General features: G+C 39.9%; 23 protein-coding genes. 17 read left to right on the forward strand and 6 right to left on the reverse strand.

The annotated features are described in order from the left end of the window. Nucleotides 1-24: 24 nt before the first annotated feature. From gldL to gldN, 3 genes are read left to right on the forward strand one after another with little or no spacing between them, the layout of a single operon-like run. Nucleotides 25-807, forward strand: a complete 783-nt coding sequence (gene gldL / locus Q8M62_RS12845; protein WP_304902210.1) for a gliding motility protein GldL — start codon at nt 25-27, stop codon at nt 805-807. A 37-nt stretch (nt 808-844) separates the two neighbouring features. Then, complete coding sequence (gene gldM / locus Q8M62_RS12850) at nt 845-2443, forward strand: gliding motility protein GldM (RefSeq protein ID WP_304902209.1); 1599 nt, start codon at nt 845-847, stop codon at nt 2441-2443. A gap of 28 nt (nt 2444-2471) precedes the next feature. Beyond that, nucleotides 2472-3287: a gliding motility protein GldN gene (gene gldN, locus Q8M62_RS12855; protein ID WP_304902208.1), complete on the forward strand. Its 816-nt coding sequence runs from the start codon at nt 2472-2474 to the stop codon at nt 3285-3287. 13 nt (nt 3288-3300) lie between these two features. On the opposite strand, the gene uvrC is transcribed toward gldN, so the two are convergent. The 3 genes from uvrC to Q8M62_RS12870 form a co-directional block, all read right to left on the reverse strand. After that, the gene (uvrC, locus tag Q8M62_RS12860) at nt 3301-5106 is read right to left on the reverse strand and encodes an excinuclease ABC subunit UvrC (RefSeq protein WP_304902207.1); all 1806 of its coding nucleotides are present in this window, start codon (nt 5104-5106) and stop codon (nt 3301-3303) included. A gap of 72 nt (nt 5107-5178) precedes the next feature. After that, nucleotides 5179-7482, reverse strand: a complete 2304-nt coding sequence (locus tag Q8M62_RS12865) for a penicillin-binding protein 1A (protein WP_304902206.1) — start codon at nt 7480-7482, stop codon at nt 5179-5181. A gap of 6 nt (nt 7483-7488) precedes the next feature. After that, nucleotides 7489-10110, reverse strand: coding sequence for a gliding motility protein (locus tag Q8M62_RS12870; RefSeq protein ID WP_304902205.1), 2622 nt, complete (start codon nt 10108-10110; stop codon nt 7489-7491). A 134-nt stretch (nt 10111-10244) separates the two neighbouring features. On the opposite strand from Q8M62_RS12870, the gene Q8M62_RS12875 reads away from it, so the two are divergent. The 13 genes from Q8M62_RS12875 (at nt 10245) to Q8M62_RS12935 (ending at nt 23245) form a co-directional block, all read left to right on the forward strand. Continuing rightward, nucleotides 10245-10478 carry an AtpZ/AtpI family protein gene (locus tag Q8M62_RS12875; protein ID WP_304902204.1) on the forward strand — a complete coding sequence of 78 codons (234 nt, stop codon included), beginning with the start codon at nt 10245-10247 and terminating at the stop codon, nt 10476-10478. Between the two features lie 275 nt (nt 10479-10753). After that, nucleotides 10754-11137, forward strand: coding sequence for a hypothetical protein (locus Q8M62_RS12880; protein WP_304902203.1), 384 nt, complete (start codon nt 10754-10756; stop codon nt 11135-11137). A 21-nt stretch (nt 11138-11158) separates the two neighbouring features. Continuing rightward, nucleotides 11159-12187 carry a F0F1 ATP synthase subunit A gene (gene atpB / locus Q8M62_RS12885; protein WP_304902202.1) on the forward strand — a complete coding sequence of 343 codons (1029 nt, stop codon included), beginning with the start codon at nt 11159-11161 and terminating at the stop codon, nt 12185-12187. A gap of 37 nt (nt 12188-12224) precedes the next feature. Then, nucleotides 12225-12482 (forward strand): ATP synthase F0 subunit C, encoded by a 258-nt coding sequence (gene atpE, locus Q8M62_RS12890; RefSeq protein WP_092730916.1) that lies wholly within the window; start codon nt 12225-12227, stop codon nt 12480-12482. A gap of 81 nt (nt 12483-12563) precedes the next feature. After that, the gene (gene atpF, locus Q8M62_RS12895) at nt 12564-13058 is read left to right on the forward strand and encodes a F0F1 ATP synthase subunit B (protein ID WP_304902201.1); all 495 of its coding nucleotides are present in this window, start codon (nt 12564-12566) and stop codon (nt 13056-13058) included. 6 nt (nt 13059-13064) lie between these two features. Continuing rightward, the gene (gene atpH / locus Q8M62_RS12900) at nt 13065-13628 is read left to right on the forward strand and encodes an ATP synthase F1 subunit delta (RefSeq protein ID WP_304902200.1); all 564 of its coding nucleotides are present in this window, start codon (nt 13065-13067) and stop codon (nt 13626-13628) included. Nucleotides 13629-13651: 23 nt separating this feature from the next. Continuing rightward, a complete protein-coding gene (gene atpA, locus Q8M62_RS12905) occupies nt 13652-15229 on the forward strand; it encodes a F0F1 ATP synthase subunit alpha (RefSeq protein ID WP_304902199.1) in 1578 nt (525 codons plus the stop codon). A gap of 55 nt (nt 15230-15284) precedes the next feature. Then, nucleotides 15285-16154 (forward strand): ATP synthase F1 subunit gamma, encoded by an 870-nt coding sequence (gene atpG / locus Q8M62_RS12910; RefSeq protein ID WP_304902198.1) that lies wholly within the window; start codon nt 15285-15287, stop codon nt 16152-16154. 181 nt (nt 16155-16335) lie between these two features. Then, complete coding sequence (gene dndC / locus Q8M62_RS12915) at nt 16336-17658, forward strand: DNA phosphorothioation system sulfurtransferase DndC (protein WP_304902197.1); 1323 nt, start codon at nt 16336-16338, stop codon at nt 17656-17658. Continuing rightward, nucleotides 17655-19748, forward strand: coding sequence for a DNA sulfur modification protein DndD (dndD, locus tag Q8M62_RS12920; protein WP_304902196.1), 2094 nt, complete (start codon nt 17655-17657; stop codon nt 19746-19748). Before dndC ends, dndD begins: the two co-directional genes overlap by 4 nt. After that, on the forward strand, nt 19738-21303 hold the full coding sequence (locus Q8M62_RS12925; protein ID WP_304902195.1) for a DndE family protein: 1566 nt from the start codon (nt 19738-19740) through the stop codon (nt 21301-21303). The genes dndD and Q8M62_RS12925 overlap by 11 nt, the downstream gene beginning before the upstream one ends. 17 nt (nt 21304-21320) lie before the next feature. Beyond that, entirely contained in the window at nt 21321-21923 is a 603-nt protein-coding gene (locus tag Q8M62_RS12930; protein WP_305668165.1) for a hypothetical protein, read from the forward strand. Between the two features lie 2 nt (nt 21924-21925). Beyond that, a complete protein-coding gene (locus Q8M62_RS12935; RefSeq protein ID WP_304902193.1) occupies nt 21926-23245 on the forward strand; it encodes a DGQHR domain-containing protein in 1320 nt (439 codons plus the stop codon). On the opposite strand, the gene Q8M62_RS12940 is transcribed toward Q8M62_RS12935, so the two are convergent. The 3 genes from Q8M62_RS12940 to Q8M62_RS12950 are packed head-to-tail and all read right to left on the reverse strand — an operon-like array spanning nt 23232 to nt 25517. Beyond that, nucleotides 23232-24410 (reverse strand): cysteine desulfurase family protein, encoded by a 1179-nt coding sequence (locus tag Q8M62_RS12940; protein WP_304902192.1) that lies wholly within the window; start codon nt 24408-24410, stop codon nt 23232-23234. The genes Q8M62_RS12935 and Q8M62_RS12940 overlap by 14 nt on opposite strands. Beyond that, nucleotides 24407-24931 carry a hypothetical protein gene (locus tag Q8M62_RS12945; RefSeq protein ID WP_304902191.1) on the reverse strand — a complete coding sequence of 175 codons (525 nt, stop codon included), beginning with the start codon at nt 24929-24931 and terminating at the stop codon, nt 24407-24409. The genes Q8M62_RS12940 and Q8M62_RS12945 overlap by 4 nt, the downstream gene beginning before the upstream one ends. A 13-nt stretch (nt 24932-24944) precedes the next feature. Next, complete coding sequence (locus Q8M62_RS12950) at nt 24945-25517, reverse strand: hypothetical protein (RefSeq protein WP_304902190.1); 573 nt, start codon at nt 25515-25517, stop codon at nt 24945-24947. A gap of 248 nt (nt 25518-25765) precedes the next feature. Here Q8M62_RS12950 and Q8M62_RS12955 point away from each other — a divergent pair, with 248 nt between their 5' ends. Then, on the forward strand, nt 25766-26176 hold the full coding sequence (locus tag Q8M62_RS12955) for a helix-turn-helix transcriptional regulator (RefSeq protein ID WP_304902189.1): 411 nt from the start codon (nt 25766-25768) through the stop codon (nt 26174-26176). The last annotated feature ends 703 nt before the right edge of the window (nt 26177-26879 follow it).

Here is a 26879-nt window from a genome sequence, read left to right on the forward strand (position 1 = left end):
TAAACCTTAATTCATAATTTACAAATGGCTAGTAACAGCAACTCGTTTAAAGCAAAGTTCTACGGCAATTGGATGCCAAAAATCTACGGTATTGGTGCCGCTGTCGTAATTTTAGGTGCGATGTTTAAAATCCTCGATTGGCAATTTGCCAACATCATGATTGGTGTTGGTTTGACAACAGAGGCAATTATCTTTTTTCTTTCTTCATTTGAGCCAAGAGCTGAGGAAATGGATTGGAGTAAAATTTATCCTGAATTAGCTGATGGAGGTCCTAAAAAATCCAAAGGGGATGATGTCTCTGCGAAATTGGATGATATGCTTTCCAAAGCTAAAATAGGCCCGGAATTGATAGAAAGCCTAGGTAAAGGAATGCAAAACTTAGCAACTTCTGCTGAAAAAATGGGCAATCTCTCCGATGCCGCAGTCGCTACTAATGAATATGCGACAAATGTAAAATCCGCTGCAAAAACGCTGGTGGATATGAATGCTTCTTACAGTAAAACCGCAGCAGCCCTTACCGAAATGTCTGCAGCATCCCAAGATGCAAAAGCATATCATACTCAAGTTCAGAATGTAACCAAAAATCTTTCTGCTTTGAATACAGTTTATGAAATGGAATTGCAGGATGCAAATAGTCATGTAAAGACATTGAATAAATTCTACAGCAATATGACTTCAGCGATGCAAGGCTTGTCCGAAGCAGGTAAAGAAACTGAAGCATTTAAAAATGAATTGGTCAAGTTGAATCAAAACGTTAGCTCGCTTAATAAAATTTATGGCGGAATGCTTTCAGCCATGAAAGGTTAATTAATCCCAAACATCTAAATAATAGATACTAAATAAGATGGCAGGAGCTAAAGAGACACCTAGGCAGAGGATGATCGGAATGATGTACTTGGTATTGACGGCCCTTTTGGCCCTCCAAGTAAGTAATCAGATCCTTCAGAAGTTCGTTCTCATCAACGATGGGATGGAAAGAACTTCAAGAAATTATATTGCAAAAAATGAATCCTCTGTAGCTAATATTAAAGGGGCAGTAGAAGAGCAGGGAAATAACCCGAAAGATGTTCCAAAAGTGGGAGCTTCTCAAGCGGTTAGAAATGAGACGAAAGAAATTTTCTCGTATTTGGAAGACCTGAAACAGCAATTGATTACTCAGGCAAATGCAAAGAATGATGAAGGTAACTTTGTTAATTCCGCGTTGAAGAACACTGAAGTTCCGGGAAATTTATTTGCGAACAGTGGTAAAGGGGAAGAGTTGAAAGAGAAACTTAATAACTATCCCACCCAAATCTCAGGCATTCTGAATGGTATAGGAATTACAGGAATGACTTTTCCTCCAATTGCACGGGATGCAAAAGATATTGAGCTATTTGCTAACGACAGAGAAGCTCGAAACAAGAGCTTTGTAAACCTCACGTTTGTAAAATCACCTGTTGGAGCGGTGTTGGCACTAATTTCCCAATATCAAAATGAAGTCTTGAATATAGAAAGTGAGGCATTGAGCGAAATTGCCAAGTCAATAGGTACTTTCTATTTCAAAGCGGATATTTTGGAAGGTAAAATTGCTGCCGTTTCTAATGTGGTTGCAGCAGGCACCAAATTTCAAGGTGATATGTTTATCGCCTCTGCTTCGTCTTCTGCAGCCCCGACGATGACTTTGGGAGGACGTACAGTCCCTGTTGAAAATGGTTTTGGAAAAGTAGAGTTTACAGTACCTCCTGCGGGAAGTTATGACGACAAGGGTCTTTCCAGACAATTATTGAAAGGTGAAATCATCACCAATGTTGGAGGTGAAGATCAAGTGATTCCTGTTGAATACGAATATTTTGTAGCGCAGCCTATCATCAAAGTTTCTTCAGAAGTTGTTCAGCAGCTATATGCCGATTGTGCCAATGAATTATTGATTGAAGTTCCGGCCTTAGGCAACACCTATTCTCCTGACTTCAATGTGAGCAATGGACAATCCATCAAAGGAAGTAAACCTGGTCAGATTACAGTAATTCCTGGAGGGTCAGGAAAAGTTACTATTGGCGTAAGCAGTGGTGGAAATAGAATCGGTGACGTTGTATTTGATATTAAGCCTGTTCCATTGCCTACGATTAAAGCTTTGGCAGCGAATGGATCTGAAATGGATGGAGCTGTTGCTCACGCAATAAATGTTTTCAGTGGAATGAAGGTGGCTGCGGTTGCAGAACCAACGTTTGCAAGAACAATGGCGAAAGATTCCAATTTTGAAGTCACCGGGGGAGAACTTATTCTCCTAAGAAGTGAGGTTCCAAGAGGTACAGTTCCAATTGGTGGTAGTATGCGAACACTACTCGAAAGTGCACGTCCTGGCGATGATATCGTAATCAGAGTGACACAAGTTACAAGAACAAATTTCAGAGGAAATAAAATCAACTCTGAACTAAGACAGATTATCCGACTTGCTGTTAAGTAATTGGATTTCGAAGTAAATAAAGAAAATTATGAAACGATTTGTGCAACACATCTTCCTAGCTGTTCTAATTGCCGTTGGCCTTATTCCATTAGGTTCCAATGCGCAGGTGGCAACTAGTGTTAATCCATCAGGATTTGGTGATCGCCAATTCTCCATGGATACAATTTATTCAGCTAAGCGGATCAGGGAGGATGATAAGATGTATCAAATCTCGGTTTGGCGAAGAATAGATTTGAGAGAAAAGTACAACCTTTCGCTCTATGGTTCAGGTGATAACAAAGCCAATGGAATTGTAACTCAGATTTATAAGGCTATTGTTGATGAAAACGCATTTGAAGTATTTGCTGATCCGGACTTTTCCAAGCCGCTTTCTATTGCAGAGTTCCAAGATAATTTTTGGATTTCAGCAAATGGAGATTCAATCTTTTCTAAACAACTTTATTACTTGGATTTCAAAGAGGACTTTGTTTTTGATAAGCATCATTCCCAACTCAAATTTGATATCAAATACATTGAATTGGTGATGCCATCTCAAACAAATGCCAATGCGGGTCAAAAAACGGTTGGTTTTGTTCGATACAAGGACTTTGTCAACTACTTCAAAAATCATCCGACTGCCAGATGGCATAATTTTCAGAATATTTCCAAGAGCCTGACTTATGATGAAGCTTTTGAATCCAGATTATTTAGATCTGTAGTCAGAAGATTTACAAATCCGGATGAAGCGTTGATTGCTGATTTGATTAAATCAGATCATCCCAATCCGGAAATGCAGGCTTATCTCAATTCGCTTGGATTCGAATACAAACTGTTAGAATTTGAAAACTCCCTTTGGGAGTGGTAAAATAAAAAGGGGCTTAGGCCCCTTTATTTTTTTCCATCCATTCTAGGAGTGATTTCGCTCGGCTCATTCCGATTACCTCAGTCAATTCTGCCTCACTCGCAGATTTTATGTTTTTTACTGATTTGAAATGTTTCAATAGTTTGTCGGCAGTATTTTCGCCAATCCCTAAAATCCCAGTCAGCTGTGTTCCAAATGCATTTTTGCTTCTGACTTTGCGATGAAAAGTAATTGCAAAGCGGTGTGCCTCATCGCGGATCCGCTGAAGTAATTTTAGACTTTCTGATTTTTTGTCGATGTGAATTGGATAGGAATCTCCCGGAAAATAGATTTCTTCCAATCGTTTGGCAATTCCGATGATTGGCATTCTTCCGTAAATTCCCAATTCCTGAAGCGCTTCGACTGCTGAGGATAATTGACCCTTGCCTCCATCGATTACAATCAGTTTCGGCAGTGGTTTTTCTTCCTCCATCAATCGTTTGTAGCGTCTCCCGACGATTTCCTTCATACTCGCAAAATCGTTGGCTCCCTCCACCGTCTTGATGTGGTAGTGGCGATATTCCTTGACCGCCGGTTTCCCTCCCATAAAGCATACCATGCTCGCTACAGGGCTTGTCCCCTGAATATTCGAATTGTCAAAACACTCAATGTGATCCGGAATTTCGGGAAGGCTTAGATCCTGCTGAAGTTGCCTGATGACTCTATCCTTTTTGTCTTGGTTAAGCCCTTGAAGCAGCGCTTTTTCTTTTTTGTAATACAGCGCATTCTTGAGTGAAAGTTCGATAAGTTTCTTTTTATCCCCAATTTTTGGAACGCTTACATTGAGTCCGTCGATGGGATTTTCCAATTCAATATTGATTAGAACCTCATCTGCATCACTTTGAAATTGATCTTGGAGATGAATCAGGGCTGTGATCAATAACTCTTCGTTGCTTTCATCCAATCGTTTTTTCAATTCCACATTTTTGGAAGTGATCATCGCACCGTTCTTTACACGCATGAAGTTTACATAAGCGTATTTTTCATCTGTGACGATGGTGCAAACATCCAGGTTTTGGATGCTTTGACTGGTGATGAGGGATTTGGATTGATATTTTTCTAAAAGATCCAATTTGTCTTTCATCTTTTGAGCCTTTTCAAACTCCAGATTCTCCGCCAAAGCTTGCATCTCCTGTTTGAAGTAGGTCTTTGGGACGCCAAGATTTCCTTTCAAAATATGTTTTGCCTGTTCTAAATCCTTGAGATAGGGGGCTTCCTTTTGTAAGCCAATGCATGGTCCTTGGCAATTGCCGATATGATATTCGAGGCATACTTTGTATTTGCCCTCATCGATTTTGTAGGGGTTCAGGTCGAGTTTACAGGTACGGATGGTAAATAAGTCACGGATGAGATCAAGAACATTGTTCATGGCCTTTACGCTTGCAAATGGCCCAAAATAGGTTCCTCGCTTCGGGATGTGTTTGCGGGTTTGAAAAATGCGGGGAAAATTTTCCTTAGTGATAAGCAAATAAGGATAAGTCTTATCGTCCCTTAACAAAATGTTGTATCGGGGGTGACTTTTTTTGATGAGGTTATTTTCAAGCAGCAGCGCATCAAGCTCACTGTCCACGATCGTGATTTCGATTTTTCGGATCTCCCTGACCATTCTTTTGGTCTTATGGTTCACTCCTGTATTTTTATTGAAATAGCTGCTGACCCGCTTTTTTAGGCTTTTGGCTTTGCCTACATAGATCAATTCATTTTCCTCATTAAAATACTTATACACTCCGGGTTGGTCGGGGAGTTGCAGGTGTTCTTCCGGTAAAAAAGATGAGGATTGCATGGGTTAAAATTAAAAAAACAGCCTGTGATTCAGGCTGCTTTTAATGGTATGTATTTTAAATAACTGACTAAATCAGAAATCGTTCTTTTTGGCGTCGTAATCAAAATCTGCGAATCGTTGACTTTCCTGTTCGTAGCGGTCACAATTAATCTCTATACTGAGCGGTCGATCAGGTCTTGGAAAGGGACCTTTGGTGTACCCTAAGCTCTTGTCTTCATAGACTTTGGCCATGAATTTGACCCATATCGGTCTTGCAGTACGGCCACCTTGACCTGCAATCCAGCTTCTAAAGTGAATTGCCCGATCATCTCCACCAACCCATGTACCGGAAACCAAGTCTTTGCTTACGCCCATGTACCATCCATCAGAGGCATTTTGAGTGGTGCCGGTTTTACCTCCAAGTTCATTTCCTTCCCGAAGTGTATAAGGAACTCCTTGACTCGTCCCCCCTCTCTCTTCAAATCCACCTCTAAGCATATACAACATCAAATAAGCGTGTTCTTCACTCATGGCAGGCTTTTTACGTGGGGTAAATTGCTGAATTACGTTTCCGTTTTTATCCTCTATGCGGTCTATGTAATAAGGTGTGGTATGTTCTCCTTGGTTTACAAATGTGCCAAATGCTCCGGTCATCTCGAATATGGACACATCATTCACTCCCAAAGCCAGAGAAGGCACTTCTTCCAAATCACTGGTAATGCCAAGTCTTCTTGCTGTTTCAATCACAATCTTTGGACTCAATTTTTTCATCATGTATGCAGTAACCGAGTTTACAGATTCAGCCATTGCTTGCCTGATGGTCATTTTTTGATAGCTAAATTTACCGTCAGCATTAGAAGGACTCCAAGCTGGCTGACCGGGTATGTAGACTTCCACCGGTTGGTCGACCACTGAATAGCAAGGGCTGTAGCCATTTTCAATGGCTGCTGCGTAGACAAAGGGCTTAAAAGTTGATCCCGGCTGACGTTTTGCTTGCTTTACGTGGTCAAACTTGAAGTATTTGTGATCAATACCACCTACCCAGGCTTTGATGTGTCCCGTGTGGGGATCCATACTCATAAATCCGGCCTGAAGAAATTTCTTGTAGTATCGCATGGAATCCATGGTACTCATCAGGGTGTCGATTTCTCCATCCCAGGAGAAGACACGCATTTTTTTCTTTTCGTTGAGCCTTAGATTAATCGAGTCGGTATCATCGCCATAGCGGACTTTAAGCAATCTGTAAGCTTCAGTCCGCTTTACTGCATTTTCGATGAAGTTGGGAATGACTTGAAAGTTTTCGTCTATCCATGGGTCTCTGTTTCCCATTTCCTTGTAAAATGCCTGCTGAAGGACTGACATATGTTCCTGAACAGCTTCCTCTGCATAGCGCTGCATTCTGCTGTCTAGGGTGACATAGATTTTTAAGCCGTCTCCAAAAAGGTCATAAGATGATCCGTCAGACTTGAGATTTTCTTTCGTCCACTTGATCAGGTCTGCTTTTACTATTTCTCTGAAATAGGTGGCAAGACCATGGTTTTGATTGCGAACCCGGTAGTCAAGTTCTATCGGAAGTTTAGAAATTGAATCAAACTCTGTCTTAGTCAACAGCCCATTTTTAGTCATTTGAGCAAGCACCGTATTTCTTCTTCTCAAGGAGTTTTCCGGATTAAAAACAGGACTGTAATAGGTCGGAGCTTTGAAAAGTCCTACTAAAACAGCTGACTCCTGAACAGACAACTCGGATGGCAATTTGTTGAAAAATGTTCCGGAGGCGGTTTTGATTCCATAGGCATTGGAACCGAATTCAGAGGTATTGAGGTATAAAGTCAGGATTTCATCTTTGGTGTATGCTTTTTCCAACTGAGTAGCTACAATCCACTCTTTGGTTTTGATGATCAGCATGCGAAGTCCCGGCACCGAACTCAGGATGCCTTGAGAAGCGTCAGTTCGGGTTTTGAAGAGGTTTTTTGCAGTCTGTTGGCTCAATGTTGATCCTCCACCAGCATCTTGACCCAATAAAATGGATTTGACAAACACGCGCATCATTGCAGTCATGTCAATTCCGGAGTGCTCCTCAAATCTTACATCTTCGGTTGCAACGAGTGCCTGAACTAAGTTGGGGGATAGTTCTTCGTATTTTACGGGGCTTCTATTTTCACGGGCATAAGTCCCCAATAGAAAACCATCCGCTGAATATAGCTCTGAGGCCAATTCACTTTCAGGATTTTCCAGAGCCTTGAAATCCGGTAAAGACCCAAATAAACCGAGAAAATTCACACTGACCATCCAGACAAACAGGATGAAGAAAATCACCCCTCCGACGAAGGAAATCCAAAGGTATTTTATTGTTTTACCGACCCAAACAGGATTTGATGGTTTGGTATTTTTTTGCATGGGATTTTACTTATATAGGGTTCGGAAGAAGGTTAGATATTCCTCCGTGTTTTTTGTTTTATTGAGCGTCTGAAAATTTTCGATCGAGATAAAGAAGGAATTGGTGCGGGCACTTTCCTGCAATCCTTCGGACTTAAATTCTTCTGAAAATTTCAAATAATATTCTTTTGCTTTTTCGGCATTAGAAAACGGACTTATAATATAAATCGCATTTTCTTGGGTCATATTCATGTTGCCAGTCCTAAGCCGGGCATTTGGGAAGCTTTTTGAGTGAAAATTTTCAAGGTCCCCCAAGAGATTTTTTGCATTCTCAGATTCAGTTCGGGTCAAAGCGATCACAAAGATATGCGTTTGGGATTCGTTTAGCTTATAAGGAGAATCAGCAGGAACTACTTTTCCTGAATTTTCAGCTGCTTTATCTGCAAGAAGTTGGGTTGAGTCAATTGCGATACTTTCCTTTGGAGCTAAGGCGGCGAGTTCATCACTGCTTAGTAGAGGGCGGAGCATATTTCTTGCCAAACTGACCAAGGCCTCATCTTTCGCGTTTTCGATGTAAGACTCCAGTCTACTTTTGAATCGATCCCTACTTTCCAACTTGCCTATCACCATGATATCGAGCAGGAGTAGTTTTTCAGTGTTTCTGGTCAATGGATATGCTTCCAGAGTCGTTCTGATCAATTGTTGGGCTTCCTGATATTGCCCTCCATAATAGGCGTTGTAAGCCCGTTCATACCCCTTGGAAGATTCAAGTGCAGCTAGATTTCCGGAGGCCGCATTTGGGTTGTTGACGGAGTAAGTGTATTGCGATTCAGGATATTCCCTATTCAATCGGCTGATGTATTGCTCAAAATTTCCCTTGGAGTCTTTTTGTCCCAAGTAAAGCAAGTAATAAGCTTCAGGCTTACGTGTGGTCGTTGGATAATCCCGAATCAATGTTTCTAGATTATTGATACTTGGCTTTATTTCCTTCAAGTCGAAATACAGCAGTTTTCCAAGTTCAAAATACGATTCCTCCAACTCGGAATTTAGCAAAGAAATCTGTTCGGGGGTATTTGGGATTTTAGCCAATAGGCTTTCAATGGAAGGCAGACCCGCTAAAATTTGATTTTCAGAAGGTGACAGTGAATCGGTCGAACCCGTGGATTGCTGAGGTTGAATAGTCGTCTGAAAAATTGCAGACCTTCTTCTCCAATTATCCTGAATGGGGCGATTTCCCCAAACTCTGCTGAATTCAATTGCTCCCTGCTGCATGGCTACTCCATTGTCGAAGTAGAAACTGGCACCGGGGTCTCTTCCACTAAAGGCCAAAAGGTTATTGAAAATATTTGAATTTTTGGGAGGTTCTTTGGCTTTTGCTTCTCTGATCAGTCTTTCTTCTTCGGCAGCAATAAAATTCTGGGCGATAGCCTGTTGTTCTTCAGGACTCAGGCCTGCAATCACAGTGAGACTATCATTGAGCTGTATCCGTTCCACATGGAATACGTATTGGTCCAAGGTTTTCTTTTGTTCCCGGATGGAAAGTGCAGTTGGATCATCTTCACGAATGAAGGTGAGCGCGCTGTCCAAATAGTACTTTGTTGCTCTAAAATCCTTGAATTCCCGGAGATTAATCTCCGCCAGTTTTTGATAAATATATCCTTTGAGTCTCGGGTTGCTACCCGGTTCTTTGGCAGCTTGATGAAGCAAATCCAGCGTCAAAGGAATATCCCCCTGTTTTTCCTCAAATAGTGCTCGCTCGTAGACGACTACATCTTTCAGATCCCTATTTTTTGAATCTTTATAAAGTCCGTCATAGTAATTTCTGACTTTCCTCAAATCTTTTGAGGCGTTGAGTTCAGCTACTTGCTGCGCATAGAGCATAGCAAAAAAGCTCCGTTCGTAGGGAGGATTTCCCTCAAGAGATTTTCTGTAATAATCATAAGCCAGGGCGTCAAGTCCTTCGCGCTGATAGCGTTGGGCAAGAATAAAGTTGATCCTGGACTTTTCCTTTTTATCCGGAGCATATCCTACGGCCCGATCCAATGCCCCAATGACTCCATTTGCGTCAGTGCGGCTTTCGTAATAATAGGCGAGGGTTTTAAACAACTGAAACCTGTTATCTTCTGATATCGCTGTCTCTTTGGACAAATAGTCAATCGTAAAATTTGCCTTCTCGTATTCCCTTCGATCTATATAGAGATGTAATAGGCTGATCAGTGCTTTGTGGCGGAGTGCTTTGTCTTTGCTATTGCTGTTGACATATTTGAAGGCATTGAGTGCGTCGTCTTGTTGGGCTTGCAGATAATCTATTTTACCGAGTAAGTAATAGCTATCATCGACCCATTTGGCGATCCGGTGCCAGTCAATGGCTTTTGAGGAAAGTTCCCGTGCCGAATCCAATTTTTCTTTATTCTGTTGGATGGTCGCAGAATCTATCGGGATAAAAACAGGTAAAACTTGGGTGAAGTCTTCTTTGTAGTTTGAGAAAACTTGCTTTTCCACATCCTTGATTTTGACATCGGCAAGGTAATAGGCATTAAAGTGTGATGTAAGGTTATGGAATGCCCTGTTAGTAAAGGTGTTGCGCTCAGAGGAACAGGCTCCGATAAAAATAACAATGACTACAGCCAGTCCGGAAAATCTTCTCATTTTAGAATTTACCCAATTAGAATACCAAAATAGGCTTTTTAGCTTACTTACCGAACGACCATAAAGCCCAAATCGTACCATAACCTCAATTTGACATCCTTTTTACTGAAATTTTTAGATACTTTCACTTTACTATGGAAATCGAGAAAGGAAAAAAAGGCAAAGAAGATGGCAGTACGCCTGTCTATGTGAAATATATCGGCCTTTCTTTTCAGTTGTTTGGAATCATTGGTGCCGGTACTTATTTCGGTTGGTGGCTTCAGCAGCGGTCTGAAATGAAGTTTCCGGTTTGGATTTTGGTTTTCTGTTTTCTTTCTGTTTTTGTGGCCTTTTATCAGCTTTGGGCACAAATGAAGCAGGATAAGTAGTTTTTTAGAGGCAAGAAGCTAGACAAAAGATGTAAGACAAGACTTGATAAGTAGGCAGTTGCAATTTAGACTGTCAAAAGTCAGAAAGCTGTAAGGAGATGGATAGGCCTTTAAGGTGAGAGCTGTAAGTTGTTTTTACTTCGATTCAGTAGTTCCTCAGTTCCTCAATTCAACCCTTCTACAAATCACCGGTTCAGCAATTCCAAAATTCACCACATAGCATACTGTTCGACGACCGAAAGAAAATTTGGGCTATTTTTGTGAAAAAAAAAGCGATGACTCTACCCAAATCCATTCACCTCAGATTTGTTCTTTTTTCGGCAGCAATAGCCGTTCTAATTGTCATACTGAATTTTTTATTGCCTCAGGTCATTCATGAAAAAATCTGGGAAATCTATTTTTTCATGGTGATCACATCCTTTTTGATCGGTTTACTCAATGGTTTTTTGCTAAAAAGCTTTGCTGAAAATTTCTTCCAAATTATGGTTTTGGCCATGATTCTGAGATTTATTGCCTCATTGGTATTCATAGGACTAGAAGTATGGCCGGGAATGGCCAATATTATTCTGTTTATCGCTGATTTCTTTATGATTTTTTTGTTCTACTTGGTTTTTGATATCTACACCTTTCTGGCTAACTTGCGGCCGATTTCGAAGTAGCCCCTCAAAACAAACGAGTTGATGACGCGTAAATTATTGGCCTTAAGTCTTTTACTATCAGTTTTCACACTGATTTTTTCTAATTCCACGCTTGCAGTAGGATCAGAAGAAGATAAGACGAGCTTTATCATGCACCACGTTGTAGATTCCCATGAGTGGCATTTTGCTACTTTTGGCGATACTCACGTGACGCTTCCGCTTCCTGTGATTGTTTATTCAGCAGATCGTGGATTGGAGTTTTTCAAGTCATCTGATTTCCAAAATCACGAAACGCACAAATTCGGAAAAGAATATGCGTATGAAGGATATTTTATAGATGATCATGATCATTTGGGTCGGGTAGACGGAGCAAGTTTCATCGATTTCTCGATTACCAAAAATGTCGTCATGATGTTTATTGTATTGTTTTTGGTAGCTTATCTCGCACTTTCAGCGGCAAATCACTACAAAAAGAATGGCGCGGTAGCTCCAAAAGGTGCTGCTGCAATTCTGGAGCCGATCATCATTTTCGTCCGTGACGAAATCGCACAGAAATCAATCGGTCCGAAATACAAAAAATTCGTTCCTTATTTAATTACACTTTTTCTTTTTGTCTGGTTTGGCAACCTACTTGGGTTGATTCCCGGTGCAGCCAACATGACAGGCAACATCGCGGTGACGATGGTTTTGGCGGTTTTGACTTTCATCATAACCAACGTCAACGGGAATAAGGAGTATTGGAAGCACGTCTTCATGACTCCCGGCGTTCCTCCGCTTATGTTGCTCATCATTGTGCCGGTGGAGATCATCGGATTGTTTACCAAACCTTTCGCCTTGATGGTTCGACTATTTGTCGCGATCACAGCGGGCCACATCGTAATCCTTGGCTTTATTGCCCTAGCCTTTATTTTCGAATCCATTACAATAGGTGTCGTAAGTACCGTGATGGTGACATTTATCAATATCATCGAGTTGCTGGTAGCCACAATTCAGGCCTATGTGTTTACGCTGTTTTCAGCGATGTACATTGGATCTGCGGTGGCAGAACACGCACATGACGATCACCATTAATCAGTAATTTCTTTGTTCAATTTATAAATCTAAAACTATGTTAATGTCTATCTTATTGTCCGCTGGTTTTGCTCTTATGGGAGCTGGTATTGGTGCAGGTATTGTTGCGATTGGCGCAGGACTTGGTATCGGTCGTATCGGTGGTCAGGCAATGGAAGCTATTGCTCGTCAGCCTGAAGCTGCTGGTAAGATCCAAGGTGCAATGTTGATCATTGCTGCCTTGATCGAGGTGGTTTCCCTGTTTGCAGCAGTAATCTGTCTGTTGATCGCGCTTAACATCGCGGGCATCAGCTAAAAAAACCGAAAAGGGATAGGCGCTAGGCCTTTCCCTTTTCTTATTTTCTATTGAACAATCTGAAATAAATCACACACATCCATGGATTTAATAACCCCAGGTTCCGGTCTGATATTCTGGCAGCTGTTTGGCTTCCTAGGTTTGCTTTTCATCCTCATCAAATTTGCTTGGAAGCCTATGCTTGCGGCTTTGGAGGAGCGCGAAAGCAGCATCGAAAACGCCCTCAAAGCGGCTGAATCAGCGCGAAATGAAATGGCTAATCTCAAGGCAGACAATGAAAAACTACTCGCCGAAGCCCGTCTGGAGCGTGATGTCATTTTGAGAAAAGCGGAAGAAGCTTCTGTTAAAATGATTGAAGATGCCAAAAACGACGCATTAAAAGTTACGGCACAGCAGATCGAAAATGCCAAAGCAGTCATCGAAACTGAGAAAAAGGCAGCCCTGACTGAAGTGAAAAATCAGGTGGCTATCTTGACACTTGAAGTTGCTGAAAAATTATTAAGAAAAAATTTGACTGACGAAAAAGCGCAAAAAGCCCTCGTCGACGAATTTATAAAAGACATTAAGCTTAACTAAATCCTCATGTCAAACCATAGAGTTGCATACGCTTATGCCAAGTCTCTGATGGAATTGGCCATCGAAAGAGGCCAATTGGAAGAGGTGTATCAGGATTTCCTGCATTTGGTCAATTTGGCCAAATCAAACAGGGATTTTGAACTTGCGATGAGAAATCCCACCGTAAGCTCTGATAAAAAATTGAAAATCCTGAAAGCCCTCTTCGAAAAAAGAGGTACCACAAACACTACCCTCGCTTTCTTTGAAATTCTTTGCAGAAAGAACAGAGAGGAAGCTTTGATAGACATTGCCAAGGAGTTTCAGGCACAATACCAACTCCACAATTCCATACAGGTAGCAGAAGTGACTACTACCTTTCCTTTGGATGACAATCTTCGGGCTGAGTTCACCAAAATTGTTCTGGAAATATCCGGAATGAAAACCGTTAAGCTCATCGAAAAAATCAATCCTGATCTGATTGGAGGGTTTATCCTTCGGGTAAATGACCGTCAGTTGGACGAATCCTTAAATAGTAAATTGAGAGAATTGCGTGCTCAGTTTGCTGTAAATCTCTACGAAAGTAAAATTTAGAAAAAGCATTAATAGACGATAACATGGCAGAAATAAGACCTGATGAAGTTTCGGCAATCCTGAGAGAACAACTCGCGGGTGTCAGAACTGCAGCCGAACTTGAAGAAGTAGGTACAGTCCTCCAAGTAGGTGATGGTGTAGCGCGTATTTACGGGCTTTCCAAAGCACAATCCGGAGAATTGCTTGAATTCGACAACGGAATGAAAGCAATGGTTCTAAACCTCGAAGAGGACAATGTAGGTGCTGTATTGTTTGGTGATTCCAAAGAGATCAAAGAAGGCGATACGGTAAAGCGTACCAAGAAAATCGCTTCTATAATGGTAGGCGAAGGCATGCTTGGAAGAGTTGTCGATACCTTGGGAAATCCAATTGATGGAAAAGGCCCGATCGAAGGACCACTATACGAAATGCCTTTGGAGCGAAAAGCTCCCGGTGTAATCTACCGTCAGCCAGTAAACGAACCGCTTCAGACTGGGATCAAGTCTATCGATGCGATGATTCCGATCGGACGTGGTCAGCGGGAGTTGGTTATCGGTGACCGTCAGACGGGAAAGACTGCCGTGGTAATTGATGCCATCATCAACCAAAAAGAATTTTACGAAAAAGGAGAACCTGTTTTCTGTATCTATGTAGCGATCGGACAGAAAGCCTCTACCGTAGCTAACGTAGTGGCTGCACTTGAAAAAGGCGGAGCACTTCCTTATACCGTAATTGTAGCTGCCTCTGCTGCAGATCCTGCTCCGATGCAGTTCTTTGCGCCATTTGCAGGAGCATCTATCGGTGAATTTTTCAGAGATACCGGCCGTCCGGCTTTGGTGGTCTATGATGATCTTTCCAAGCAGGCAGTAGCTTATCGTGAGGTTTCCCTACTATTGAGAAGACCTCCGGGACGTGAAGCTTATCCGGGTGACGTATTCTACCTACACTCAAGATTGCTTGAAAGAGCTGCCAAAATCAACAAGTCTGATGCCATCGCAAGTCAGATGAACGACCTTCCGGATTCCCTGAGACCTTTGGTCAAAGGTGGTGGGTCTTTGACCGCACTTCCGATTATCGAAACGCAAGCAGGTGACGTTTCCGCTTACATCCCAACAAACGTGATCTCGATTACGGATGGTCAGATATTCTTGGAGACCAACCTTTTCAACTCCGGTATTCGTCCTGCGATCAACGTAGGTATCTCCGTATCCCGAGTGGGTGGTAATGCACAGATTAAGTCAATGAAGAAAGTGGCAGGTACTCTAAAATTGGATCAGGCGCAGTTCCGTGAATTGGAAGCGTTCTCCAAATTCGGATCTGACTTGGATGCCTCTACCAAGCGTACCATCGAAAGAGGACGTCGTAATCAGGAAATCCTGAAGCAGCCTCAGTATGCCCCGGTATCTGTAGCACATCAGGTAGCAATCATCTATGCTTCTACGAGAGGCTTGGTGGACAGCGTGCCTGTGGAGAAAGCAAGAGCATTTGAGAAGGAATTCTACGTGTTGCTTGACTCTACTTATCCTGAGGCCTTGCAATTAATCCTCAAAGGTGACGTGGACGGTGCAGGAAAGATTCTTGCTACCGCAGCTGCCGAACTGGCACCTAAATACGCTAAATAATTGAAAATCCCCGGCGGGGGTGACCTCGCCGGATTGATAGAATTACAACTCACTGATGGCTAATCTTAAGGAAGTAAAGCAGCGAATCACCTCGGTAATCTCCACACAGCAGATCACCAAGGCCATGAAGATGGTGTCCGCCGCCAAACTGAGAAGGGCACAGGACAAAATCATTCAGATGCGTCCCTACTCTCAGAAGTTGACCGCTATTCTGAACAACGTGTCTGCGGCCTCGGAAGGTGCCACCGACCTGGTTTATGCGCAGAAGCGAGAGGTGAAGAAGGTGCTGCTGATCCCCATTACTTCGGACAAGGGACTCTGCGGAGCGTTCAACTCCAACGTGTTAAAAGCGACCAATCTTGCCATTCGTGAGCAATTTGTGGGTGCTGATATTACTGTAATGCCTATTGGCAAGAAGTCATTGGAGTATTTCAAAAAGACGAGCTATCCAAGAATCGAAGATTACTCCACACTTTTTCTGAATCTTTCTTCTGATGCGATCCGCGAAGCGGCAAATTATGCCATGGATGCATTCGTTGCGGGGGAGTTTGATCAGGTAGTTTTGGTATTCAACGAATTCAAAAACGTAGCGACTCAGTTTGTTAGAACCGAGCAATTTCTTCCGATGGCAGCTGTGGCGACTGAAAAAGTCACGGTAGAGACGGATTATATCCTGGAGCCTTCCCGCGAGTTTATCATCGAGGAGTTGGTGCCAAAGGCCTTGCGGGTGCAATTCCTCAAAGCCATCCTGGAGAGCAATGCTTCAGAGCATGGCGCCCGAATGACAGCGATGGATAAGGCTACCGAAAACGCCGGAGACTTGCTCAAAGAATTGAAATTGATGTACAACAGAACCCGTCAGGCAGCCATTACCAACGAAATCCTCGAGATCGTATCCGGTGCCAATGCCCTTGCCGGAAAGTAATCAAGCAATAGGTCCCAAAATAGAACCACAGCTCGTCAGGGTTGTGGTTTTTTTGGTTTTGAATAGGAAGGGTTCCCGCTGATTTCACTTAGTTTTCCGATAAAAACCCAGTTTGAAAAGACGCTAAATAGGGTTATTATTATGGATATTTTAGAAAATTAAATTTTTAGACTTCCCAAATATGGCTCTCAATCTTCAATTCATTGAACAAGAGATAATTGACCAATTTATTTACGATGAATCCAGCAGGCCATGGATCGTAGGATTTAGTGGCGGAAAAGATAGTACTATGCTTCTTCAAGTAGTTTGGAGAGCATTGAGAAAAATTGATCCCGTAATTCTAAATCAAAGAAGGATCTATATCGTGTGTAATGACACGATGGTTGAAAATCCCCGTATTGTTAAATTCATCAAGAAAACACTAGAGCGAATTCAGATTGCTGCTAGGGAAGAAGGGATGCCAATTACTGTTCATGAGACTACTCCTCAATTGGAGGATAGTTTCTGGGTAAGGTTGATAGGTCTAGGGTATCCTGCTCCAAATAGATTTGTTAGATGGTGTACAGAACGATTAAAGATTAATCCTACCACCCAATTCATCAAAGAAAAAATTGGAGAACAAGGTGAGGCTATAATTCTTTTAGGTACTCGAAGTGCGGAAAGTGCAAATAGAGCTAAATCAATTGCTAAGCATGAACGAAAAGGGAAAAGATTAAGAAAACACCAATTGCCAAGCGCTTGGGTTTTTGCTCCAATAAAAGATGTGACTACTAATGAAGTCTGGCAATACCTAAACCAGGTTCCGCCTCCTTGGGGAGGAACTCATAAAGAGCTTGTGACGCTCTACAGAAATGCCAATGCTGGGGATTGTCCTTTGGTAATTGATGAAACTACTCCAAGTTGTGGAAGCAGCCGATTTGGTTGCTGGACTTGTACTGTTGTAAACAAAGATAAGTCAATGGAAGGATTGATTGAGAATGGAGAAGAATGGATGCAACCCTTGTCAGAAATTCGTGATTTTCTTGTTGAAACTAGAGATAATCCTGAGCAGTACCGAGATCGGAGAAGGAGAAATGGAGAAATCAAAGAAAATATTTGGGGGCCTTACCTTTTTAAAACAAGAGCTGAAATTCTGAGAAGAATTTTAGTAGCTCAAAAAGAAATTCAAAAGGAAGAACGAGCTGAATTGATCACTCAACAAGAATTGGTTTTGATTCAGTACCATTGGTTTAGAGATTCATTCTTTGAAATCAAAGTTTCTGATATTTTTAATGAAGTATTCCGAAATAACATCGATATGAGCAAACAAGAAGAAAAACAGCGAGAGGAAGAAGAACTTCTTTCTAAATCTTGTAAAGAAGAGCCTTTAGACCTAAAATTCATTATGGATGGTCTCGCTTTGCAAAAGACCAAAACACTTTTAATGCGGAAAAGAGGATTGCAGGCTGATTTGGAAAACAGACTTGATCAGCTTATTAATGAGATAAAAGAAGCTAAGCAATGATTATAAAGGATATAGAGCTTAATAATTTTCGAATTTACCAGGGATCCAATTTGATTGAACTTAGTCCGGAAGAGGGCAAGAACATTATCTTGGTGAGTGGGAGAAATGGATTTGGGAAAACGACCTTTTTAATGTCCTTAGTTTGGTGTCTTTATGGTCGTCAAATGCAGGAAGTGGACGACTTATATAAAAAAGAGATCTCTGACCAAGGTTCTTACGCTAAATACATCGCAAATAGCCTAAACCGAAAAGCTAAGGTTGATGGGCAAAACACATTTTTTGTTTCAATCACTTTTTCAGAAGTAAACATTAAAGAAGTTCCCTGCAAAGAAATCAAAATCAAAAGGAGCTTCAACATACTAACCAGTACAAGCGAAGAAGTTGAGATTCTGATTGATGGAAGAGCAAGTGAGCTTTCCAAAGAAGTTGGTCCAGAAATCTTTATTCGCGATTTTATAATGCCTATTGAAATCGCCAAGTTTTTCTTCTTTGATGCTGAGAAGATAGTAAGCTTGGCAGAAGTAAATACGCCTGAACAGAAAAGAGCTCTAAGTAAAGCTTATTCTGAAGTTTTGGGTATTAAAAAATATGAAGATCTGAAGGCAGAACTGGAAGGTCTTCAAATTAAAATCCGCCAAGAATCTGCTAGTGCCTCTGAAAAAGCCGAATTCAAAAAGCTGGAAGCTGAACTTTCAACTATTGATGAACAAATTCAGGAGTATCATCAGAACATTGATGAATCTAGAGAAAAGCGAAATGAAAAGAATAAAGACATTCGAGATATACAAGAAAAGTTAATTAAATCAGGAAGCTTAATAACTGTAGAGGAACTCCAAGAATTTAGAGAACGTGAAAATGTTCTTGTAAGGAAGCAGGAAATCCTTCAAAACGACCTCAAGGATTCCTATGAATTTATTCCATTTGCTATCGCAGCAGGCAAGTTACTTGAAGTAGAAGACCAATTAGAAAACGAGGCCAATTTTAAAGCTGCCCAGTACAAAGAAGAAAATATTAGTGGCGTAACTGGTAAAATTCTAACAGATTTATTGAACATAGAAAAACCTAAAAACCTAACAATTGACCATCAAATCCATTCTTGGTATTCGACCACATTTGAGAAATTAATTAGGAAGCATTTTTTTGACAATTCACCTGCATTACCATCTGATTTTGAACTGATTCATGATTTTTCTGATTCAGAAAGAGCTCGATTAAATTCTCTGCTAAACAACATCAAACTATCCTTTAGAGAAAAATTCAAAACCATCAATTCTGAGTACATTTTTACGAAAAATGAGGTAAATGGAATTAGGAGAAAAATAAGGGATGCTGAGAGCAATCAAGAAGATCCAATTATTGAATCTTACCGAAATCAAAAAGACGCACTTCAAAAGGAGGTGGTTAAAATTGAAGAAAATATAGATTCATTTAATCGTGCGGTAGGTGACTTAATGGGACGAAAAACCCAATTGAATAAGAAAATTGAGGAGTTAAGTAGGAAATTGGAAGTATCAGATCAAAAGAAAGAAAAAGACACCGTTCTTTCCAGACAAATTGTAATTCTTAAAAACTTTATCTCAGAGTTCAAGACAAAAAAGAAGCAATCTCTTGAAAAGCAGATATTTGAAGGTCTTTCTACCTTGTTGCACAAAAAAGGGTTTATAAGAAATGTGGAAGTCAACATCATCGGAGAAGATATTGACATCGTCCTTCGTAATGGAAGAGGTGAGGAAATTAAAAAGGAATCCTTAAGTAAAGGTGAACAACAGATGTATGCCACATCCATACTAAGAGGTCTTGTCGAAGAAAGTGACTTCGAATTCCCGGTATTCATTGATTCTCCAATGCAGAAGTTTGACGAACAGCATGCAGAAAACATTGTGAAATATTTCTATCCGAACGTTTCTGATCAAGTTGTTTTGTTTCCGTTGATTAATAAGGAAATGACAGAATCAGAGTTTAATCTTCTTTTCAATAAGATTGCAAAAACTTATTTGATCAATAATGTAAATGAAGACAGTAGTGAGTTCATGGGGATTGATCCCAAGATTTTTTTAGCCACTTATAATAACATGTACAATGCTAATTAATATTAGAACCTCTGAGGCTAATAAACAGGTAGTCCAGGATTTATCGAGAAAAGTATTTCCGGGAGCATCAGAGAATTATATTTCTAGAGTTGCTTTGGCCTATTCACTAAGCAGAGGAGCGAAACTTGATTTGGAAAAGGATCTTTTAGATGGAAAAGGGAAAGAATACAAAGACGACATTCTTTTTGGGAATTACAGAACCTTTTACATCGCAATGATTTGCCAACACTATGGAATTTACAAGTCAGATGCTAACATCGGAAAGTATGTCAAGATGCATGTTGATCATGGACTTTCCTTGATGAATAAAATTTTTGAAGAGAGTAAGAATTACACTGGACTGGATTTCATTTTGGAGCAAGTAGAACAAGGGATTGATCTATTGTCCGAGAGTGAATTCACCAACGATGCTATTATTTTTGATGAAAAGACAAGAGGGCTTCGAGTCAAAAACAAGGAGTATTATCTAGGCCCAATTGATATCCGAGTAGGAGAATCGTTTGAAGGAGAGGAAATCTTCTTCAAAATGAATAATTCATCCATACATAATAATGCCCACGTTGCAGTTGCTGGCAATAGCGGCACTGGGAAAACCTATTTTGCGAATAGCGTTTTAAAACAAATTGTAAAAGAATCTGGAGGAAAGGTCAATTTCATTTTTTTGGATTTCAAGGGATTGTCTGAGGAGGACGAAAAAAAGAATGCAGACTTCTTTGAGTCTACAAAATGCGAATTGATAAAAGCTCCTCACAAAGCTTTTCCTGTCAATCCAATTTCATTTATTGATAACGTGAATGAGAAAAACCGGATTATGGGAATCAACAAGTTGGTCGATATCATTTGCAGCCAAACCAATCTGGGTAAGATTCAGCAGCAAACACTTAAGGATTCAATTAAAGATGCCTTTGCTGAATCAAAAGGTGGACAATTTCCTACCTTCAAAGTGATCTTGGAGAAAGTCAAAGAAAGGGAGGGAGCAAAGGTAAGTTCACTTCGGGAAATCCTGGAAGGTCTGGCTGAGCTTGACTTGTTTGCAAATACAACAGATTCCAACAACGAATTCCTAAACAAGAACTACTACTTAAGCCTGTCAGGTGATTTATCAAAAAATATCAGATTTACTTCTGTTTTCTTGATAATCAACTACATATACAATACATTTATGAATATGGAAAAAGCCCCCATAGAGGGTGATTTCCAAGGAATGCGTTACGTGTTGTTGATAGATGAGGCGCATACCATTTTTAAGGAGAAGAAATCTCAGGATTTGTTGGAGAAGATTTTAAGGGAGATTCGATCTCAGGGAGTATCGGTGATGTTATTGTCCCAGGGAATTGAAGAGTTTAACCAACCTTCATTTGATTTTAGCAGCATGTGTGAGACAGCATTCCTTTTTGATATCAAGGACAAGGTTAATTTGAAGCTTATGCAAAAATTTATGGGAGTCGGAGACAAGGATGCGATGCGACTAAAGTCAAGCATGGAAAAAATTCAGAAATATCAATTAGTTTCTAATTTAAAAGAGTTTAAAGTAGGGGAATTGTTTAAAGCCTGATAAAATTGTTCTTAAATATGATGAAGATCGGATTACCCAAAATATTTACTGATAGGCAATGGAGGATACTTAAAGATTGTAGAAATACAAATCAAGAAGAAGAGTTTCAATGGAGAATTTTGAATATTTTAATACCCTTTGTAGTAATACTTCTCCCATCTATTGCAGGTGCCTTTTTTAAAATAGAGAATTTTGATTTCTTTTCTAAAATTTTTAACGGGAGTGTCTCTTTGCTAGGAATTAATATATTGCTTACCATGTCTAGCTTTTTAATAAATGTTACTAAGTCTCACAAAAATAAGAAAGAAGATCAAGATGAAGGTGAAGATGATAAGTTAGATCAAGATGTTTTATATTTAAGAGGAAGATTAGATTTATATCGAAACATATTATTGATTATTGGAATAGTGTGCTATATTTCTCCAATAATTTTTTCTGAGTATGTTTCGGATACTTCATTTTATGTTTTTACCGTCTTTTCTTTTTTTGTTTTAGTACTGTCTGTTTTGATAGGTAATTATATGTTTATAATAAAAGATGACTTTTTCAAAAGGACCTTTTATTCTGAAATTAGTGAAACAGTGATTAGTGCTAGGAATAATTTTGATAAAAAGTTTTAATTATGTTGAGAGATAGGACTATTCTTGCGCAGAAAGTAACTCAAAATAATCAAGAGTTTTTTATCGGAATTTTTTCTATAAGAGATCTTTTGAAGTTTACTAGGTATACGAAAAGATTAATTGTAGGCTATGATGATGATAATCTTCCAATATACAACAATGAGATACAAAGAAATGTTGAATCTAGTAGAGTAGAAAAGATTTCAGATTTTCTTATTTATGATCCAGATGCGATCTTTCCTACTAATTTAGTGATTTCCATTCCAAGCCCAGTTATTTCAAGAATTGAAGAAGGAAGTGTTTTCCAAATTGAGCTTTTGGAAGAGGTATTTGATGAAATAAATGTTGCTGGTGGACATGTTCACTTGACAATAATTGATGGTCAACATAGATTGAAAGGAATTGAAAGAGCATTTCAAAGATTGAATCTTGAAATCCAAACACTAGAAAAAGTTGTGACAAGGTCAAGTAATCAGGATTTACTGAATCAACTTTCCTCAAAAAGGCAGTTGTTAGATAGACTATATAATATAGAGCTTATTGTTTCATTCTTCATTGACCCGACTTTGGAGTTTCAAGCAATGATTTTCTCGACAATAAATCGAACCCAAAAGTCAGTTTCCCAAAGTTTAGTATACAGTTTGTTTGGACTGAGCACCTCTGATTCACCACAAAAAACTGCCCTAGAGGTGGTGTTGAGCTTAAATGGTTACGAAAAATCACCGTTTTTCAATAGAATAAAGCTGTATGGGGGTGCTTATGAACGTAATCAAGTTCCTCCCTTGACACAAGCTGCTATGGTAAAGTCGATTATTGACCGAATTTCTTTTTCTCTACGAGAAGCAGAGAATGATAGATATAGGAGTAGACGGGATTTGATAAAAGGGATTAATAGTAAGCTATTTTTTAGGAAATACTATGCAACTAACCAAGATTTGTTTATTAGCGATATTATGTATGCTTTTTTTACCGCGGTAAGGAATACTTTTGTAAATAATAATGGTCAGTCGTACTGGGATTTAGATTCTTCGGGTAGACCAGTTAATATTTTACAAACCACTGCAGGTTATTCTGCACTATTGGATTTATTGGAAGATATTTTAGAGAAAGAGCCTAACGATGAATTAAGAGATAAAGTTGAAGTATATGAAAAATATTTAAGTTTAGCTAGAGGGCTAAATTTTGGAGATATTGGTAGATACGCATTTACAAGTATATCGAGAACTATTTTGTATTTGGATATGAGTCTTGCAATCTGGCCGGGTTCTTCATCAGATACTAGACATGAAAAATTAACTGGGATACTGTCTAGAGGAAGGTAGTATTTAGTGATCTAAGATATACTATGTTTTTTTTAATCGCGAGAATCACATGGTTGAGATTGATTAATTTGTCGCAATTTGACAATCTTATACAATTAAATGCTTCAAATTCAGAAAGTCCCATAGCTAAAAGAACATGGGATGGTTCAATAGAAGCGGCGGTACAAGCACTTCCATTACTAACCGTAATCATAGGGGAATCAGCTTCGGGATTGCTTAGTCCCATAATGAGTGCTTCACTGTCCACCCCTTCAAAACCAATATTTGTAACATTGTAAAGTCTTTGATCTCGATTACCGTTAATCCAGGTGCCTTCAATTTTTAGAAGTTCTGCTTCCAAGTAATCTCGCATTTCACGGATTTTGGCTTCGTTTTCCGCCATTTCCAGATGGGCGAACTTGCAGGCTTTTCCTAGGCCTACAATTCCTGGGACATTTAGCGTTCCACTCCGCATTCCCCGTTCATGACCACCTCCATGAAGTAGTGCAGGTATTTTGATTCGATTTTTTCGTTGTCGGATGAATAGTGCTCCAACACCCTTTGGGCCATAGATTTTGTGTGCAGAAAAACAAAGTAGATCAATTCCTAATTCATCCACATTTACGGGAATCTTGCCGACGGATTGGGTACAATCACTCATAAAAAGTGCTCCTTTTCCATGCGCGAATTCCGAGATTTCTTGAATCGGCTGGATGACTCCTGTTTCATTGTTGACATGCATTACAGATACTAAGATGGTGTCAGATCGGATGGCTTGTTTGACAACATTAAAGTCAAGTAGTCCATCATTTTGTACCGGAAGGTAAGTGACCTCAAATCCTTTTGTTTCCAAATACCTGCAGGTATCCAAAACCGCACTATGCTCAGTAGAGACGGTGACAATATGTTTTCCTTTTTGAGAATAAGCCTCCGCTATTCCTTTGATGGCAATGTTAATTGCCTCTGTTGCTCCGCTTGTGAAAGTGATCTCGTGAGTGTCCGCCCCGATTAGATCTGCCACTTGTTGTCTAGCTTTTTTCACCGCTTCGTGTGCAGAAACTCCAAATCGGTGTGTAGATGCAGCATTGGCAAAGTTGTGAGTTAAAAAAGGCATCATTTCCTCCAAAACCCTAGGGTCAATGGGCGTTGTGGCATTATTATCGAGGTAGATGATTTCTTGATTCATTCGATTTGGTAATACTTTTCATAGACACGATCCACATCTCCGGGATAATTCTTCTCTGGAAATCGGACTTCATTGATCTCCTCTTCTAGAAGGATAGTGATGTAGGTTTCGCTGATCTCAAAGTTAATGGTTGGATCGATTTGTTCCCAGTCTTCTTCTCCCTCTATGAATTCAGAATGGAAGTGGATCAGATTATTTGAAATCAATACTTTGGAATTGGGATTAAAGTTCATGTAACTGATCTGAAAGATTTCCAAACCTTTTTTCCGAAGTACATTAATCGATGGATTGATTTCTGTTTTTGGAAACTGGATCAAACTTAGCGTCCATTCTCCAAAAAACTCTAATTCTTCAATAATACCAGGAAGCTCACCTTTTACTTCTTCAAAGTTCTCAAATCGTTGGAAAACGGCGCTGACCGCTCCATCAATATTCTCGGGTATCAGGAAAAATTGATAAAATCTGTTAAACCCGTCCACGTGATAGATATCGGTCGTGATTAAGTGGGTGATCGAAGACATATTTTTGGCAGTTTCAGGAGCGATTGCTGTTAAAGGCGTATTCTCGGAGGGATGAGTAATTTTTTCTCTGATACAATCTTTCCTTCTCGATCTTTTCTAAATCCCCGGGATAGTCATCGACTAGGAAAGTAAAGATGTCCGCATTTTCATGGAGGAGGATAGTGTAGTTTTCCTCATAGATATTTAGAATAGTTTCTGGCTGAGAATAGTAGTCTTTGTCGATACTTCGGCTTTCAAAATGAATGACGCTATTCCCTGCAAAGCATCTACCAAGAAGGCCAAAATTCATGTAGCTCAAATTGAATACTTTTCTTCCTCTTGAAGGCACTTCATAGTATCCGTATTTTCTCCAAATTCTAAAATTATCAGGTACTTGGTAAAGCTCTAGAGCCCATTCACCTCCTGCTTCAAGCTGGTGTATGATTTGTGGAAGTTCTTCTTTGACCTCTTCATAGGAGTTGAAGACTTCCTTGTCAAACTTAAGAAATCCATCAATTTGGTTTCCAATCAGGAGGAACTTTGAATAGCGATTGAATCCGCGAAAGTGACTGATTTGATTATTTAGCATGTGTCGGATCTTGTCCATATGAGTTTTCTGTTTTGTTTTCAGAAAATTCCTAGGTGGTAGATTTCTATCCTATTCTTCAATCGTCTGATTTAGAGTGGGATTAGAATAATTTATTCCTTCAGTTTACATTTTCTAGGTCTTTTTGATGAAATGAGCCTTTTCCTTGTTTCAGTATGTTCTAATTTAATCGATTGCACTGCTCAATCTTGGTAGTCTAATCGGATCAGGGTAACTTAGACCTATTCAAACTTTAAGTTTCTACGATCATGAATACGAACATCCACCACGGCAGAAATATTAAGCGATTTAGAGAAATGCTCGGAATCAAGCAGGAAGCTATGGCTGATGCCCTTGGTTCGGATTGGTCTCAAAAGAAAGTCAGCCTGCTCGAGCAAAAAGAGCAGGTCGAGTTGGAATTGATGAAAGAAGTAGCTGCTGTGCTTAAAGTACCTGTTGAGGCCATTGAGAAGTTTGATCAGGAGTTTGCTGTGAATATAATTTCAAATACGTTTACCACACACGATCAAGCAACGGGTTTTATTTACAATCAAAACCCAACTTTTAATCCCTTAGACAAGCTTCTTGAGGTGATGGAAGAAAATAAAAAACTCTACGAGCGCCTATTTGAATCCGAGCGTGAAAAAGTAGAACTCCTGAAAAAGTTGTTGGACAAATAACTTTCTCAATAAGTCCCCTGAATCCATCTTTCGAAAAACACATCATATACCTCGTAGAAAGTATTTCCTTCCGAATCGAATTCCCAGAATATCATTTCCTTTTCTATTTAGACATCCAGGGATTTGAAAACCGTGGCTGAACTTCCCAAGTTATTTTTCCCGATCACAAAAATATCGTGGACTATAATATCCGGAAGTTGGAAAGGGGTTCGTTGGAGTTTTGTATTTGCCAGCCATAAGAATAGCTACTTTTAACTCACCAGAAGTAATTTACCAAAAGTGAATTGGCCGCTGGGCCTTGAACTCCTCCTGCGCAATGGCAGATATCCCGCTCGCATATTAGGAAAACTTTGACTCAGCCCAGCCGTTAACCAAACTGTAGTCAACCTTGGGCATACGGCCCAAAATCCTGTTGATTTATTTCCGTTTGAGATTACCTGCTCAGCTTTGGAATTGATTAAAAGGGATTTAACCTCCCTTGGCTTTCCTGATTTATTTCCACCCTTTTTTAAATCAGCCATCAGTTCTTCGTTATTGATTTCTTTTTGTTTTTGAACTCAGATTTATTTTCTGAGTATTCACTGTTATTTGACACAGCTAAGAAATCTCAAATCTTCCCCGTTTCCCCGAGTGGATTCCGTGCACTCACCCGATTTGATTTAGGATTAACCTTTTATACTCATCAATCTTTTTATAACTATGA

Origin of the sequence: Algoriphagus sp. (assembly GCF_030694375.1) — a bacterium.
GTDB lineage: Bacteria > Bacteroidota > Bacteroidia > Cytophagales > Cyclobacteriaceae > Algoriphagus.

Excerpts from the sequence above, each read along its gene's own strand:
- gldL (WP_304902210.1), top strand. The coding sequence starts at position 25 with ATGGCTAGTAACAGCAACTCGTTTAAAGCAAAGTTCTACGGCAATTGG.
- gldM (WP_304902209.1), top strand. The coding sequence starts at position 845 with ATGGCAGGAGCTAAAGAGACACCTAGGCAGAGGATGATCGGAATGATG.
- gldN (WP_304902208.1), top strand. The coding sequence starts at position 2,472 with ATGAAACGATTTGTGCAACACATCTTCCTAGCTGTTCTAATTGCCGTT.
- uvrC (WP_304902207.1), bottom strand. The coding sequence starts at position 5,106 with ATGCAATCCTCATCTTTTTTACCGGAAGAACACCTGCAACTCCCCGAC.
- Q8M62_RS12865 (WP_304902206.1), bottom strand. The coding sequence starts at position 7,482 with ATGCAAAAAAATACCAAACCATCAAATCCTGTTTGGGTCGGTAAAACA.
- Q8M62_RS12870 (WP_304902205.1), bottom strand. The coding sequence starts at position 10,110 with ATGAGAAGATTTTCCGGACTGGCTGTAGTCATTGTTATTTTTATCGGA.
- Q8M62_RS12875 (WP_304902204.1), top strand. The coding sequence starts at position 10,245 with ATGGAAATCGAGAAAGGAAAAAAAGGCAAAGAAGATGGCAGTACGCCT.
- Q8M62_RS12880 (WP_304902203.1), top strand. The coding sequence starts at position 10,754 with ATGACTCTACCCAAATCCATTCACCTCAGATTTGTTCTTTTTTCGGCA.
- atpB (WP_304902202.1), top strand. The coding sequence starts at position 11,159 with ATGACGCGTAAATTATTGGCCTTAAGTCTTTTACTATCAGTTTTCACA.
- atpE (WP_092730916.1), top strand. The coding sequence starts at position 12,225 with ATGTTAATGTCTATCTTATTGTCCGCTGGTTTTGCTCTTATGGGAGCT.
- atpF (WP_304902201.1), top strand. The coding sequence starts at position 12,564 with ATGGATTTAATAACCCCAGGTTCCGGTCTGATATTCTGGCAGCTGTTT.
- atpH (WP_304902200.1), top strand. The coding sequence starts at position 13,065 with ATGTCAAACCATAGAGTTGCATACGCTTATGCCAAGTCTCTGATGGAA.
- atpA (WP_304902199.1), top strand. The coding sequence starts at position 13,652 with ATGGCAGAAATAAGACCTGATGAAGTTTCGGCAATCCTGAGAGAACAA.
- atpG (WP_304902198.1), top strand. The coding sequence starts at position 15,285 with ATGGCTAATCTTAAGGAAGTAAAGCAGCGAATCACCTCGGTAATCTCC.
- dndC (WP_304902197.1), top strand. The coding sequence starts at position 16,336 with ATGGCTCTCAATCTTCAATTCATTGAACAAGAGATAATTGACCAATTT.
- dndD (WP_304902196.1), top strand. The coding sequence starts at position 17,655 with ATGATTATAAAGGATATAGAGCTTAATAATTTTCGAATTTACCAGGGA.
- Q8M62_RS12925 (WP_304902195.1), top strand. The coding sequence starts at position 19,738 with ATGCTAATTAATATTAGAACCTCTGAGGCTAATAAACAGGTAGTCCAG.
- Q8M62_RS12930 (WP_305668165.1), top strand. The coding sequence starts at position 21,321 with ATGATGAAGATCGGATTACCCAAAATATTTACTGATAGGCAATGGAGG.
- Q8M62_RS12935 (WP_304902193.1), top strand. The coding sequence starts at position 21,926 with ATGTTGAGAGATAGGACTATTCTTGCGCAGAAAGTAACTCAAAATAAT.
- Q8M62_RS12940 (WP_304902192.1), bottom strand. The coding sequence starts at position 24,410 with ATGAATCAAGAAATCATCTACCTCGATAATAATGCCACAACGCCCATT.
- Q8M62_RS12945 (WP_304902191.1), bottom strand. The coding sequence starts at position 24,931 with ATGTCTTCGATCACCCACTTAATCACGACCGATATCTATCACGTGGAC.
- Q8M62_RS12950 (WP_304902190.1), bottom strand. The coding sequence starts at position 25,517 with ATGGACAAGATCCGACACATGCTAAATAATCAAATCAGTCACTTTCGC.
- Q8M62_RS12955 (WP_304902189.1), top strand. The coding sequence starts at position 25,766 with ATGAATACGAACATCCACCACGGCAGAAATATTAAGCGATTTAGAGAA.